At 39.1% G+C, this 14,853-nt stretch carries 12 protein-coding genes; 1 reads left to right on the top strand and 11 read right to left on the bottom strand.

The window, feature by feature from the left end:
* Positions 1–406: 406 nt before the first annotated feature.
* Entirely contained in the window at positions 407–652 is a 246-nt protein-coding gene (locus ACGF49_RS23005) for an AbrB/MazE/SpoVT family DNA-binding domain-containing protein (protein WP_113044244.1), read from the bottom strand.
* Between the two features lie 365 nt (positions 653–1,017).
* Complete coding sequence (locus tag ACGF49_RS23000; protein WP_113044245.1) at positions 1,018–1,323, bottom strand: hypothetical protein; 306 nt, start codon at positions 1,321–1,323, stop codon at positions 1,018–1,020.
* A 516-nt stretch (positions 1,324–1,839) separates the two neighbouring features.
* On the opposite strand from ACGF49_RS23000, the gene ACGF49_RS22995 reads away from it, so the two are divergent.
* Positions 1,840–1,980 carry a hypothetical protein gene (locus ACGF49_RS22995; protein WP_158536625.1) on the top strand — a complete coding sequence of 47 codons (141 nt, stop codon included), beginning with the start codon at positions 1,840–1,842 and terminating at the stop codon, positions 1,978–1,980.
* A gap of 506 nt (positions 1,981–2,486) precedes the next feature.
* On the opposite strand, the gene cas6e is transcribed toward ACGF49_RS22995, so the two are convergent.
* The 9 genes from cas6e to ACGF49_RS22950 all read right to left on the bottom strand — a co-directional run bounded on the left by cas6e (position 2,487) and on the right by ACGF49_RS22950 (position 14,057).
* The gene (gene cas6e, locus ACGF49_RS22990) at positions 2,487–3,161 is read right to left on the bottom strand and encodes a type I-E CRISPR-associated protein Cas6/Cse3/CasE (protein WP_113044247.1); all 675 of its coding nucleotides are present in this window, start codon (positions 3,159–3,161) and stop codon (positions 2,487–2,489) included.
* Positions 3,148–3,894 (bottom strand): type I-E CRISPR-associated protein Cas5/CasD, encoded by a 747-nt coding sequence (cas5e, locus tag ACGF49_RS22985; protein ID WP_113044248.1) that lies wholly within the window; start codon positions 3,892–3,894, stop codon positions 3,148–3,150. Before cas5e ends, cas6e begins: the two co-directional genes overlap by 14 nt.
* A 10-nt stretch (positions 3,895–3,904) precedes the next feature.
* Positions 3,905–4,939: a type I-E CRISPR-associated protein Cas7/Cse4/CasC gene (gene cas7e / locus ACGF49_RS22980; protein ID WP_112895914.1), complete on the bottom strand. Its 1,035-nt coding sequence runs from the start codon at positions 4,937–4,939 to the stop codon at positions 3,905–3,907.
* Positions 4,940–4,959: 20 nt separating this feature from the next.
* Complete coding sequence (gene casB, locus ACGF49_RS22975) at positions 4,960–5,541, bottom strand: type I-E CRISPR-associated protein Cse2/CasB (RefSeq protein ID WP_113044249.1); 582 nt, start codon at positions 5,539–5,541, stop codon at positions 4,960–4,962.
* A complete protein-coding gene (gene casA / locus ACGF49_RS22970) occupies positions 5,541–7,145 on the bottom strand; it encodes a type I-E CRISPR-associated protein Cse1/CasA (RefSeq protein ID WP_228901605.1) in 1,605 nt (534 codons plus the stop codon). Before casA ends, casB begins: the two co-directional genes overlap by 1 nt.
* Positions 7,146–7,159: 14 nt before the next feature.
* A complete protein-coding gene (gene cas3, locus ACGF49_RS22965) occupies positions 7,160–9,877 on the bottom strand; it encodes a CRISPR-associated helicase Cas3' (RefSeq protein ID WP_271867814.1) in 2,718 nt (905 codons plus the stop codon).
* A 520-nt stretch (positions 9,878–10,397) separates the two neighbouring features.
* Positions 10,398–11,744 carry a Fic family protein gene (locus tag ACGF49_RS22960; protein WP_262405193.1) on the bottom strand — a complete coding sequence of 449 codons (1,347 nt, stop codon included), beginning with the start codon at positions 11,742–11,744 and terminating at the stop codon, positions 10,398–10,400.
* Between the two features lie 247 nt (positions 11,745–11,991).
* Positions 11,992–12,582 (bottom strand): dihydrofolate reductase family protein, encoded by a 591-nt coding sequence (locus tag ACGF49_RS22955; protein WP_387492952.1) that lies wholly within the window; start codon positions 12,580–12,582, stop codon positions 11,992–11,994.
* Between the two features lie 443 nt (positions 12,583–13,025).
* Positions 13,026–14,057, bottom strand: a complete 1,032-nt coding sequence (locus tag ACGF49_RS22950) for a hypothetical protein (RefSeq protein ID WP_113044254.1) — start codon at positions 14,055–14,057, stop codon at positions 13,026–13,028.
* Between the last annotated feature and the right edge of the window lie 796 nt (positions 14,058–14,853).

Genomic DNA, 14,853 nt, shown 5'->3' with positions numbered 1-14,853 from the left:
TAACTCCCATGCTTCATCAGGAAGGTCGTAACGAGCCATAACAGGTTTTTTCCGAAAGTCAGAGCCAGGGGATTATTCTATCTCAATCTATTGCGGGACACAGCCTAGTCTCACAAAATGGCTTTTCTGGAACTAATTTCTTTGGCATAACTCCCCATCCCAAAGGTTGATTGAAAGTTGAAAGAGAAACAACAGTACAATCAATAACGTAATCAACAACACCATCATCATGTCCCCGTAAAAACGGGGAGCAAATTGTAACAAATGGTGATAGTTCTGTATTTAGCGGTTTATCCCCGTCACGCATCGCGTAATTTAAGCGTCATCAGCCCTGCCTGTAAGGCCCCCACCGGATCAAAATCAAGCCAGATTAAATCACCGCAATCAGGAATAAAAAGAGAAACCATCAGAGTAATTCCTTACCAACTGGTGAGCCAAAATTTACCTTTTCGTGAACATTTTCTGGTGTGATACCGGCTAACAGTGCATCAAGAGAATATTCTTTCGCTTTTACAGGAATAATGATAATGCGACCATTTTCGACTGCAATATCAACTGTATCATCAACGTTCAAGGATGTTGCTTTCATGATAGCTACAGGAAGTCGTACAGACGGACTATTACCCCATTTTTTTATTACTGAATAAGTCATTAATGCACCTCGATAATAATGATGATGTATACCCGTTATCTTTCAAGTTGCCTCTTTGTTGGCTGCACTCACTCACCCCGGTCACATAGTTACCTATGCTCCCGGGGATTCGCTCCCTTGCCGTCGCGATGCATCTTGAAATCCATAGGGTATATATCCATTTGTATATACGCCAATGAGAAAACAGTTGCGTGTCAACTTTATTGATACAATTATTTTTGTGTTCAAATTTTTTTATGAAATCTTAACCGAATGCCATTGTTCGGTTTAGAGCCTCTTGATGATGCTCACTATCTACATAGACTTATGCGCATGTTTTATGCGCATAGATGAGGTGTCTGATGAAAATACAAAGGGATTTAACTTTAATCTGTTTTTTTAGGCGTTAACCCAAATAAAGGGTTATCAATAACAGGGATAACAGCAATATCGAATTTGTCTGGCTCCGGCAAAGAATCAATATCCATTAATGCGGCAAATCGTGACATTGCTAAATAAGCTTCTTCAATATCATCGGCGTAAGTCACCCTCCCCAATTCATATTTATCCAGTATCACAAATCGGCGATTACGCGTGTTAAACAGCACATAACCGACCACATCTGGATCATTTTCAATTAACCCCAACGTCTCAAGTTCTTTCTGAAATTTTCTTAGTCGCTTTTTCTTCATTACAAATTTCCGTTAGTTATCCTGAGCCATTCTCTTACGTAAAAAAATTCGATAAGCCGTTGACCTTAATACCGAAAAAAGCGCTGTCAAATCACCGAGCGAATACTGCCCGGTATCGATATGCCCGAACCGCAGATTTATCATCGGCCTGAAAATTGTGGTCAAGGTGGCAGCGAATTGCTCTTTCCCCGTAAAAACGGGGAACATTTCTACTTCAACTATCATCATGAAACCTGAATCTGGTTTATCCCCATCAAGTCAAGGAACTCTGACCCTTTATGTCAATGACCTTTCCGGATGACGGTTGATCCCCGTAGATTACGGGGATCAAATTGCAACAGATGGAGATAGTTCTGTATTTAGCGGTTTACCCCCGTAGAAACGGGGAACAAGTCCATCTCTGCCAGCTCAAACGCTAACTGTTCGGTTTATCCCCGTTAGTACAGGGAACACGCTTCCAAATCCAAAGCACAACAGTATCAGTTCGGTTCACCCCCGTGGACACAAGGAACACCAATGACTACCGACTATGTCACTGTTACTGTCCGGTTTATCCCCAGAGAGGTAGGGAACACCAAGGAAGCCAATGATCAGTGTCATTCTCGTACGGTTTATCCCCGTGAGTACAATACAGGGAACTCATCCTTAGCTATATAACTATTTGGAGCACTGCTAGGTCCATCCCCGTAATTACAGGGAACATTTAGTGAACATAGTAAAGCATCACTCATGCCGCGGTTTATCCCCGTAAATACAGGGAACACTTAAATTCTCTCTTTGACGAGATTTATCGAGTTTGGTTTACCCCGGTAATGACCAGGAACACTCACTAACACGATATCCTACCACTAATTATAGCGGTTTATCCCATTAAACACAGGAAACATATTTTTCCCTGTGCAAATGTATACCAAAATTCGGGTTTATCCCCACAGAGGTGAGGAACACGGTAATTATTTTATCAATATTTCCGAGAGTAACGACCACGCCTTACTCTACAGGATGATATTAGTTAGCAATATCACTTTTTACCGTGCTTTTGAAACATAACACGAACGCCTAACAACAGCGAATTTGCTACCTTTAACATCAATATCTTCATACAACAAAGAATACTGCATTACGATCTTCAACAAAAATAAATTTAAATGACATCAATGCCATTATACTGTTCTAATTAACATCAATCCACATCCCATCGCTTTAGCGCGACCAAAGCCTTTTGCATACTGTTCCAAATATAGCTCACCGTTGGTAATCGTCAGAAGCCCTTGAAAATCAACACTGGAAAATTGTATTTTTTGCCCCTGCTTTTTTACACTTCGATGCTGAGTATAACCTTCAATATCCAGTAAATCGTCAAACTGAATACCCCACTGCTGCATACGACGATGATTTAACAGCCAATTACGGGCAGCATTCTCCATCATCACTCTTATTTTCCCCTGTTCCGTTTCACCTTGCTGTTTTGCCTTAAACTTAGCATGCATCAAAACATCATGACGCTGACGTTTTCCAGAAGGATCAGTAATACAGATTGTTGGGTTAACGCGTAATTTGAAAGCTAAACGCTGCCCTTCCTTCAATTGAGGATAAAATGCTTTCGTTTCCACCTCAAACAATGGTGACTGAGTTTGAGGTGAGGTTTTAGATAAAACATAGAATACAGGTAATCCCATTATTCCAATCTCTTCCCGAAATAGAAATTGCCGTTTTTCGTCTGCTGAAAACAATTTCCATAACAATTGATGAGAAGTATAAACGCCATTTTCACCCAATTTTGCTAATATATTTGCTGTTTGACTCGATTGCCGAAGCACAATTTTAGACAAATACATCAACACCCTCCTCGATAGAAAGTTGATACATAGTACGTTGCCGGAATTGCCAACGCCCTCGGTTAATCGGCTCATCCCAAGGATGGCTGATTAAGATATTTGAAGAGATAATTTCATCTTTATTTCCCTCCCAAAAATAAGTCACAATACCGTTTGCGCCTAGCCACAACTTATCTTCGCTATCAGAATGAATCAGCGGTGGAAAAGAGATATCCAATGCCATTTTTAATGCCGATGACGTAATGAGTTTAGGACTGAGAGGCAAAGCAAGCGGGCAAGATTTACGTCCAAGATGCAAGATAAATACAGGTTTAATTAAAGCATCCCGGAATTGTTCAAGCGTAAAACAAGCGTGTTCAGTTAATGTAATAGCAACGATCCAAATACCATCACAACGATAATCACGATTAGACAGGATGGTATTAAGTTTATCTGACCTTAATTCACTTTTACGGTTCTGATGAACCACATTATTATTGTGCGTCGGTACCTGTGTCGTATGATAATCACGCATTAAAGAGCCAGGAACTGTCTGCTTAATTGCAATTAACACACTTTTTTGTAATTTTGCTAATTCAGACTCATTATCTCGTCGAATACCTAACGCTGCTCCTAATAATCCCAAAATCGCAGAGCGACCAGGATACAATTCCGTTGGCCTCTCTCCCCCAACCGCAGGTTGTCCCCAACTTGCCATCGGGCCATATAATCGGAAGACTAAATATGCTTTCATTCTGCCCCCATTACTGTGCAACAAATTCAAGCAGCTCGGTCAAAGTTCCTTCCCCGGTGAATGTGTTGAATTTATAGCGGGCATCGGCACAAGTACCGTAAACCAGATCAATATTGCGCATTTGGCTTTCTAATGCATCAATTGCCGATGAGCCTTGGTCGCTGTCGTTAATGGGCTTTAAAAATGCAACAGATAAAGAACGAGGTTGTTGTTCGCCTTTCTCAGCGAGAGCAAAACTGGCATAAGCACGAGAAGCAAAACTATTTTGTTTACCCGTAGGCGATATTTTCACAGCGGCTTCTGTTAATGCTTTAATCGCTTTATTAGCAAGGGCTTCATCACCATCCAAATTTTTTATTAATTGCGTTTTATTAATGCAGATATAACTGTAAAACAGCGCGGCGGCAAACCCCAATTCCCCTATATGGGCCGACCCCGTATCTTCCTTACCATCATTTAAATCATCCACCGCTGTAAAATAATCATCTTCAATAACCACACTATGTACACTAATAGCATGAGCGACCTGACAGGCAGCCTCGACGTTAAATGCCGGACTCGAAGCTAACATCCGACCAAACAAAGCAATATCCACCGCGGTTTGCTTAGTTTTTAATAAATTAAGCTCTTCAGCCGTTGGTGCCCGGTTTTCTTCCGTCAGCACCGCAATCAACGACATGACAGATTGTTGCTCTTCCGGGCTGATATGTGCCAATTGTTCAATTTCTAAAGCATCTTTTTTCGTTTTTCCAAAAACACCAGCAATAGTCGTAGCCAATGCTCTAGCAGATTTTTCATTCACTCCAGCATTGATCAACGTTTCAAACACCTTGATACCAAGTCGCTTGGTGCGAATACCCATATTCTCTGATAGCACCTGTTCAAACAATTCAGAAGTACGCCAATGACGTTTTAAACTTTGAGAACTCACGCGTAAACGTTCAAAACCGCCCATTTTCGCTGTCTTAGGCCGGCCTAAATCATCACGATTCAGATTAGATGGCGCATAGGAAGTTAATAGGTGTAATTGAATAAACTGACTCATAATAATCATCCTAAACTCAATTAATAAAAATCCGATAAATCAACTGATTTACCACTAGCAGCACGGTAATAATCCATAACCCACCTCACTTTGATACGCCTATCCGCCTTACATGGCCGTAATTGTCCATATTCAGCAAACCACTCCTCAATATCCCGCGCTAAAGCCAAAACAGAAATATTGCCTTTGATTTGCTGCAAAACCCGACGTAATCGACGTAATAATTCATTCGGTGTTTTAGCATTTTGTAATTGTGAAAATCTTAATTCACTGACCACCGGTTTATTTCCTCCTCCTTTCTTACCCGCCGCTACCGCCAATTTGATATCACTGTTGTTTTTAACATAAACTAATGCCACCGCCATTGTGGCCCAATATTCCAATTTTGCCGGATTATCTGATAAGCTAATTTCATCAGGTAAGCTGAGCCATAAAGCCCGAAAGCCCTCAGTTAACATGGCCGTCTCAACACTTTCACAGCGCTTTAACTGGGCTCTATAAGTAGAAGGCGCTGGAATAATACCTTTCTCTTTTAGCTGTTTTGGTGACATAAACATACTTTGCCACCAATGCAATAATATGATTTCACTCTTACTGTCCATTACACCTCCTCTTTCCCGGAGTGAATATGATGATTAGTGATAAATGTTTTGATCTCTTTTAACGCTTTTTGTCCATATAACCCGATCATTAACTGCTGACGCGCTTTCATACGTTTCGCCATTGAACGCTCATTACCTAATTCAGATAAAGCAACATATTCATCAAATAAATCTCTACAGAGATAACGTAAGGTATTGAGCCAATGTTTGGCCTGTTCTGGTGTCAGAAACGGCACATCGGAATTTGCATTATTGATAAGTTGATGCACCACAGAAAAGAATAGGGATTCACTTTGTTGCCAAAAAGTCAGGTCAATAAAGGAAGTGTCTCCTTTCACATCAATGGGCTTTTCAAACCAAGCCGCTTTTATTTGATTCCGGCATAGCCAAATCATATTGATTGCCAGTTTTTGCAGCTCTTTGACTTGATATAGAATCTTTTCCTGTCGTTCAAGTAAGACAAAAAACAACGGCACAGTGACAGAATACCAACAACGTGCTTTCATATTATCCATATCGTAGCCAAATACCCACAGACGAGGCATTGCCCTTCGGAGTTCAGCAAAATGACGACATAAAGAATAAAAATGACTCACAACCGGCGCACAACGCTGTCCTCTCTCATGGCTGGTAAATACTAAAGCATCCCAAATTTTATATGTCACCCCTCCCGGTTGGCCTTTAATAGATAAGGGTTGTGTTGGTTTTTTAGTATCCCATTTATAGGGCGTTAACGGATGGGTCCAATTACCGGCATAATTACCGCCATAGTTTTGTGTCCGATATTCAGAGACAGTGAACTCAGAATATTTACCTGAAATTTTGCAAATATTCTCACCCTTTTCCACTACAAGACGTATACGTCTCGGCATTGCCCAATACATATGTAAGGGATGTACATCCGTAGCATGAATTTCTGTCCCTTCATTAACACTCACTTTTGTTGGCGCTAACCAAGGAAAAACCTGAGCACTGGTTAAATCAGGTTCTGAATAATGCCATTCACTTCGATTAATAACGTTTAACCACAGTTTTTGCCATAATGTGGCATCCGTTTGTTGCGGCACCACTAACGTGGTTAATGGTCCCCCACCTCGTAATCCTACTCGATGTCCCACCCCTCCTGACGGTGCATTAATTTGTAAGGTAAACAGTGCCAAAGTCGCCATTTCAAGAGACATCACATCTCCGATGCCACGTTTAATGAAATGATCCGTATTCAGTCTTAAACCATTCGCTCCCGGTGCTTCAATTAACAATCCAGCTACAGTGGTTGATTTTACTGTTTGCAGCGGATCGAAATCCTGCATAAAAAGAGGCCCTATACCGGTAACATTAAAAGCATGTATCACTTTATTAAAAGTTTGTTGTAATACCTTCTTATCAGGTGATGTTTCATACAGAGCATGCCATTGATATTTATCTTCCGGCGCAAAAACGGTTTGTAATAAACCAATGGCAAATTGGCAAGCGGCTCCTTGAAAATCAGCTCGCGGTAAAGCAAAGTCCATAACATCATGATCACATATCGCATTAATGGGCAGTACTTTTTCACTGCCATCACGTAACCGAAAGGGCAACCACGGGTCCTGAACTAAGTTCATAACACCTCCTGCTTTTATCTTTCACAAAAACCTATTGTTGAAGAATAAGTAAAATTCGGATCTTGATCTGGCAACCAAGGTTGCAAATATCTAATTTGGTAATATTTCTGCTGCAATGCATTGAGAGCAGGTATTAATTCTGTTGGAATTGGGGCTAATTTATCCGCATACTTATTTCTGGATAATTTAATCGTACTCAGTGACACTGAAAATTCGACTGAATTTACCCAAGGTACAAGTTGTCCTGAATCACCTTTTTTCAGTAATAATACCTCAACGGTTTCAATATCACTGTAGCGAGCATTAATATCTGAATCATCCTCATACCAATTATCAGCACTTCGATCACAATAACCATATAATTGCCACTGTAACCAATAAGACTTAGCTTTAGCTGTCTGACTTCGCTCCTCATCAATTAATTCATTCTCTTGATGTTTTAACACTTCAAGCGTTTGCTCATAAGCATGACCATAAACCGCGTCAATTAATTGACGCGTTTCCGCAGGCATACGTATCGCACCCAGTTTTCTCAACACGCGCATGGTTAACCACAAACGTGCAGGCGAGCGATAAACATATTGTGTGTTACGAAAATTATGGCTTAGCCAATCTGATCCAGGTTGCTCCCTCCATTCAGGCGCATAGATACACAATATTGGTGCAGGGCGTGAATCTTTAATACCCCACCGATAAATACCATCACTATCGCGAGTATGGCGATGCAAACGCCCGGCTCGCTGAATGAGATCATCAATAGGACAAATATCTGAAATCATGACATCGGCATCAATATCTAAACTCTCCTGGAATATCTGTGTGGTAATTAATGCTTTGCCCCGCCGCAATTCACCATGACTATTTTTATCAAAAATAGCCAATACACGATCTTCAATCTCTTTTCGGTGTTGCAATATAAACTGGCTATGAAATAACAGACAACGCTCAGGTTCAGTAAGTAAACTTCGCAATGTCTGATAAGCCTCAATAGCATCATCTACTGTATTTCGTATCCAAACGACACATTGCCCTTGTACAATGGCGGCTAATACCTTTTCAACACAACTGCCAAAGCTATTTAAGAAATCAACTTTGACTTCCCGGCTAACATCTTTTCGGCTTGATAACGGTTGTTCAATAACGGGCAATGTGGCATTTAAACTTATTTGGGTTGCTAAAGGAAAATCGGTTTTTTGCAATAATTGAGAACTCAATCCGCCAACATTTAGCCAAATATCCGTTAAACGTTGACGCTGTTTAAAGGTCAATGTTGCTGTCAATAAAATAGCTGAACCACCCTGATAAAGATGCAGCGCTAATAAATTTTCCAGTAAATTAAACATAAACTCATCAGCCGGATGAACCTCATCAACGATTAATACTTTACGATTAAGCCCAAATAATCTTAATGATTGATAGCGCCTTGGTAATACAGCCAATAAAGCCTGATCAATCGCTCCGATTCCGGCAGGCGCTAACAACGCCTGCTTACGTGGGTCAGCTAGCCATTGATTACACTGCGCTGAAGCAGCGACATCTGTTTTACCATCGTTTCTATCTGGATGACCTAACGCTAAAACGGGTTCACGAAATTGATTATTCACCCCCCACGTACCATGAGCTAAAACGATATTTGGTTTACCATCATCCTCTATCGAGAACATTTGCTGGTAATGTTTAGCAATCCGGCTAAATATTGCATTAGAAGACGCCATTGTAGGCAAACCGAAATAAAAACCATCAGCGGCTTTTGCCTGCATCAATCGGTGTGTAAGAGCAAGAGCCGCTTCTGTTTTACCAGCCCCAGTAACATCTTCTAAAATAAACAACTGAGGAGAATCATCTACAGGTATTGATTCGGCCCACTGTTGCAATGGTGTTGCAGCAAAACCGTAATATTTCTGAATGGAAATAAACGGTTTGATTACCGGCGTTCTACCTAAATTTATCGCCATAACCGCTTTTTTTGCCGTTGCTTGAGCATGTTTCCAATAATCTGTTAACGGCATAGGTTTAGATTGATACGTAAAATAATGGCTATCAGAACCAATCCAATCCGCCAATATTGCAATACCAGCAAACTGCCAACTCACTTGTTCTAATTGCCGTCGCCACTCTTTGGATTGTAATTTTTCAATGGGAAACTCAGGTTGAAATAATTCAACCAAATGATGTGCAAAGAGTGTGGCAGCATTAAAATTATGAGGTTCAGTAAAATGTTTAATCGCTTTATAGCCTGTTTTATCAATTGGTCGGCCGTGATGCCCTAATACACAATCAATGAATACCATTAAGGTATCAAACATCTCTCGCTGTTCTCTTTGTTCAGCGCCTTCAATATTAACAAGTCTATTAAGTAACCCCGTTTTGATATTTTCCCAGAAATACAATCCTATACGATCATGACAAAAATAACGGCCATCATACTCTTTAGGGCAATCTGGTCGATGCAGACCTACTGCCAAACCGGGAAGTAATTTTTGAAAAGCAGATGCAAATTTACCAATATCGTGCAAAGCCAATATAAAAGAGACCATGCTTCGTAACTGCTGCGTAGATAACGCTAAAAAGTTAGCAAGATCTCTAGTTAGCGATCTTTCTAAAGAAAGTAACTGCATTCCTACCGCAGCAACATCTAAACAATGGTAAGGAAGTAGATGATAATCTGCACTATCAATCTCTAAGACTCGCTTCGCCTTACCCCAGTATTGAAAATAAATCGGCATTTCCATCTAAAATCCTTACTTAAACATCTCTTTTACCTATTTTTAGAACATAATGCGAAAATTTAGATCAGAAAAATACTAGTTTCTGTTTTTTTAGGATAATTCTGTATAAAAACTCACTACCTAAACAGATGAATTTTTGGCCTACTTCTGAGCATAAACCAGAATTAAAGTGACATCGTAGTGCAAGGAGCAGTTTGACTGGGTAGCCAACCTATATTCATCTATCTGATAAATAAAGATAATTATATTTTAAGGTCTGTACCCGTTTTACCAAAGGTTCATTTACACTGATAACCCTGCGTATATGATGTCAGGCCAAGGTGAGATGAAAGTACTGATGGGTGTTTAGCGATGTCAATTACAATTATTCCACAAATCGCTTTTAATCCTTATCTGTATAAATTTAAGCTCTGATGCGACGGCATAACAAAAGAGCTAATTAATAGCTTATCTAAGATAACCTCGTAATTAACCCGGAAATTTTTTATGGTTATGTAGCTATTCAATAGCATGAATACAAAGACTATCGGTGTTTTCCTTTCCATTTTTCAAATTGCGAAGGTCGGAGGCCATACCTTGCCAACACACCTTCATGCAATCGCCGTAGCTCTTCAATAACCAATGCCTTTAACGTGTCACGCTCAGATTGACTTAATTCATCGGAAATTAATTTATCTATAACGTCAATTGAATCCATCTCTGGCGCAGCAACTACCCGATAAACGATCTGCTTAATCATATTTCGATATTGTAATCTTAACGGATCTGGTGTGGTGATTCCCTGCGTGACAGCCAAATATTCTCGGGCAGAACGTTCATAAGCCCACAAATAAAGATCCCGTAGTAATTCAACTCGGGTCATTTCATAAATACCAAGCATTGCACGGCTATATGCCTCTTCCGGTACATCGACAAAAGTTAACGGGCATAGATTTGAACGAATCAACGGCAAATTAGCGGCCAAGCGGGAAGTTCGCTTATTAACATCAGCAAAAGGCTGTAAATACGGCAAATGGACCATCATAAAAAAGGATTGCTCAAACGGATCTGATATAGCTCCTGCTTTCCCGAGCAACGAATCCAAAATTTCACTGATATGGGCCTCACCCGATAACGGTCTGAAAACACTCTTTCCTATTTCAACTTGATGTTGACGGATACGTCCTTCATAGACAGGATTAGATAATAAATTTTCAGATAATGTACTGTGTAAATTGAGAACGGTATATCGATTAAAATCAAGTTCCTCAATACCATCGACAAGTAATTCAATAGCGGCTTTATGGTTTAGGATCATTTGAGTTTCAATAGCGTTTTTTCCTACCGCAACTTTTCCATATTCAATCAACTTCACCGTATCCAATCGACTGTAAGTATTTCCTTCCAAATAACTTGAAGCCCACGATAAATCAATGAGCAAACGATCCAAGATAGATCTACCATAGGTTCCTGCTGGCTGTGAGATTTGTTTCGTATCTCCAATTCGCCAAAGCTGATTACGAATTGGAACCGACAGATAATAAGTGACATTCGGCTCATATGATTCCAGAAACTCTCGCTGATAACCGACAGGCGTCCTCGCTTTGATAGGTTGATCAATATAACGAAGAATATCCTTACTATCCTCAGACAGTGGAATATAGCTCGGGAAATTATCCGATCTATCCGCTACCGAATATGATGTTTCCTCCGTAACGATAACATAGCGGCGACTTCGACCTTCACCCAATATCTGTACTTTCTTATCTTCAACAAGTCGCCCCAACCAACGTTGAACGGTCCTTCTAGGAACGGAGGGATACTCCGCCAATAAATCCGAAACGGACATAGGTTGTGATGCAACACACAAGGTTTCATAAATATCGGTCATTAAACTCATAGCGAACAACAGCTCCCAGTAAGAATACTGGCGCGATTATGGCGCAATTCAGATAATCGCGCCACTTTCGTGCCACCAATATGGCGCTATTAATGTGGGCAATACATCTGGCTGTCGCATTAAACCTGTTTAGCTGAAAACAGGATAGATGATATGGGGTAGGATTACCCAACATCTATACCCGTCATCTTTCAAGTTGCCTCTTTGTTGGCTGCGCTCGCTCACCCCGGTCACATAGTTATCTATGCTCCCGGGGATTCGCTCCCTTGCCGCCGCGATCCATCTTGAAATCCATAGGATATATATCCAGCAAACTTTCAATAGCACCGCTACGTAAAAAACGTTGCGTCTTAGGTATGACATGTACTTTTTCACTTACAGGAAGAACCTCAATGCCCGCGCCTAAAAATACCGGAATCGTGGTTAAGAATATTTGTTGTAATTCACCAGCCTCAGCAAAATATGCAGCGGTTTTACCTCCCCCAACTAACCAGACATCTTTACCATTAGCCTCTTCCTTCGCTCTGGCAGCAATAGCTCTTACTGTTTCATTGGTTATGGTGATATTTAACCCTTCAGGCGTTGACAGCGCTCTATGAGAAAGAACAAAGGCGGGAACATTTTTGTATGGCCAATCATCCGGTGAATTTGTCATGATCCATTCGTATGTTTTTGTTCCCATAATCACAGCACCAATACCTCGATAAAAATCATCATAAGGTGTTGCATCATCCCCAAGCATAAACTCATACAACCAATCCAGTTCATTATTTTTATTAGCAATATAACCATCTATTGTCGCAGCGACGTAATAAATTAATTTCGGCATTATTACCTTCCTATTAAACACGATGTTAAAACGCTATACGCCCGGATTGATGATATACCCGTTATCTTTCAAGTTGTTGGCTGCACTCACCCACCCCGGTCACATTGTTATCTATGCTCCCGGGGATTCGCTCCCTTGCCGTCGCGATCCATCTTGAAATCCATAGGGTATAGTTAAAATATTTTCAAACTTCCGTCAAAGGATAATGCGTATTTTATAAGAAATTATACTTTATAAGATATATATTACCACACATATTCACTTCCGTTACTTCATATTTCCCCCAACACAATACATGAAAAAGTAAAACAAACAACTTACTGCCTGCAACAATTACGCCTATTGAGATAGGCTCTTAGCCAATAAAATAAGACCAGATACAAAAAGATAATATCTATTAGCACGTTAACACTTGATGATGAAACATAGCTCATGCATAAAAGCTAACTTTCATCATCTATAATATTGTTATAGAAGCGATATTCAGGAACTTTAGCTTCATTAATCGTGCCAATTCTTACTGGCAAATGACCATGCGAATGACATAATAATTTTATATAATTCCAATACTCCCTCTCTGTTTCTATATGCTCTATCAGTGGATCAAAAGCACTATCATAAAATTCAACATTTAATTCTCCATCATCATTACCTCCATTAATGTTTCTACTATTATTTTCTTGTTGATTAACACACCCTTTATTATCCTTTTCGTGATTCATATTTCCGCGATCTATAATTTCTAACATCTCCTTTATCATCTCTAAGCTATGGCAAGCTGTTTGTGGTGAATTGTAGAATAAACCATCATTAAAAATAGCTTCCATCAATTCATAAAACGCAAACGAGGTTGTTCCCTGTATATATTTGATATTTCTATTATCATATATACCAAAACATTTATCATTCAAAATATCCGTGTTATTATCATCATAGCCAATTAATATTTGTCTGTCACTAGCAATAACTGGAATATTTTTAATTTCATGGATATACTCACTGATACTGTAATGCTCTTTATCGCCTTTTCTATAACCCGATGCCATACAAACTGATTCAATATTAAAATATTTTGTTGGCGTATGTTCACGATTAAAATATTCAGACAGTTTTTCATTATCTTTCATATCTTTTCGCTGATATACCCGATGAACCGATGTGATTCTCTGAATACTGATCCAATCAAATATCGGTTCTTCTTGAGAAGGCTTTCTAATCTCTGCAATATAAGCAGCAATATCAATTTCCAACCAAGTGCTTAACATAGCCTGCCACGGTTCTATCGCGAGAAATATATTTGATATTGTCACTCCTTTTTCTATTAGGACCTTATTTCTGAAATATTTAAGGAAAAATAACGGATCATTTTTCCCTAACTGTTCCTGGACTGATAACATCGGTACAGCTATTGTCGTATCGTAATCTGAACGAAATCTCAGAATCGAATCAATACAAATAATTAAAATACCTTCCATCTTATCCCTCGTTCATTTAAGCTTTTAATATATTAACCACTGTAATGATCGTATATATAATCATCTATTATAGCTATATATCTGAATTTTGCTATTTTTGAACGTCAAATTTATTATTCCAACCGCCTACATTACATCAATATTAAAAGATAATTACATGATATATTAGGCACTCATCAATAACCCCAACATCATATTACCTTACCCCTAAATCTAAAATGATTTAAAATTTTCCCTTGTGAAAATATTTTTAATATTAAATTCAATTTGAAACTATTAAAAAAATAACAATTCAAATATTCTCAACACGTTAAACACGCGACTAACAGTAAAACTCAATAGAGGATGAACAAGAGATCAAATCAATTAGGCCATAAATAAGAATCAGTTTCTCCATTGATTTAACCTTAAAATTGCCTTGAAGTGCTACTCATATTCTATAGCACTATAAAGGAATGTTTAGTTTAAATTCTCGATCTCTGTTTAAGGCACTTATAATTTATCCCTGCCAATCACGATCAAAACTACAAATTAATTCATTAATTTGCTTTATAGTAAATAAAAATGCATTTGATCAGCCGCTTCGCATCCATTATTTATTGGTAACGGAAAGCAATTACCTGTAACATACAAAAATGATAATGATTTGCATTTACATTGATAGCATCGCATGAAAATGACCGTTGGGAACCTCTAAAAACTCTCAATACAAAAAATAAGATCAATTTTGCACTCACCAATAAATGACCTTATTGTGTATGACTTTTTCTTGCTTTTTCAGGGGAAAAAATAAACT

Origin of the sequence: Photorhabdus sp. RM96S (assembly GCF_042879335.1) — a bacterium.
Taxonomy (GTDB): domain Bacteria; phylum Pseudomonadota; class Gammaproteobacteria; order Enterobacterales; family Enterobacteriaceae; genus Photorhabdus; species Photorhabdus kayaii.
Note: the sequence above shows the minus strand (reverse complement) of the source record. Positions and strands in the feature narration are given on the sequence as shown.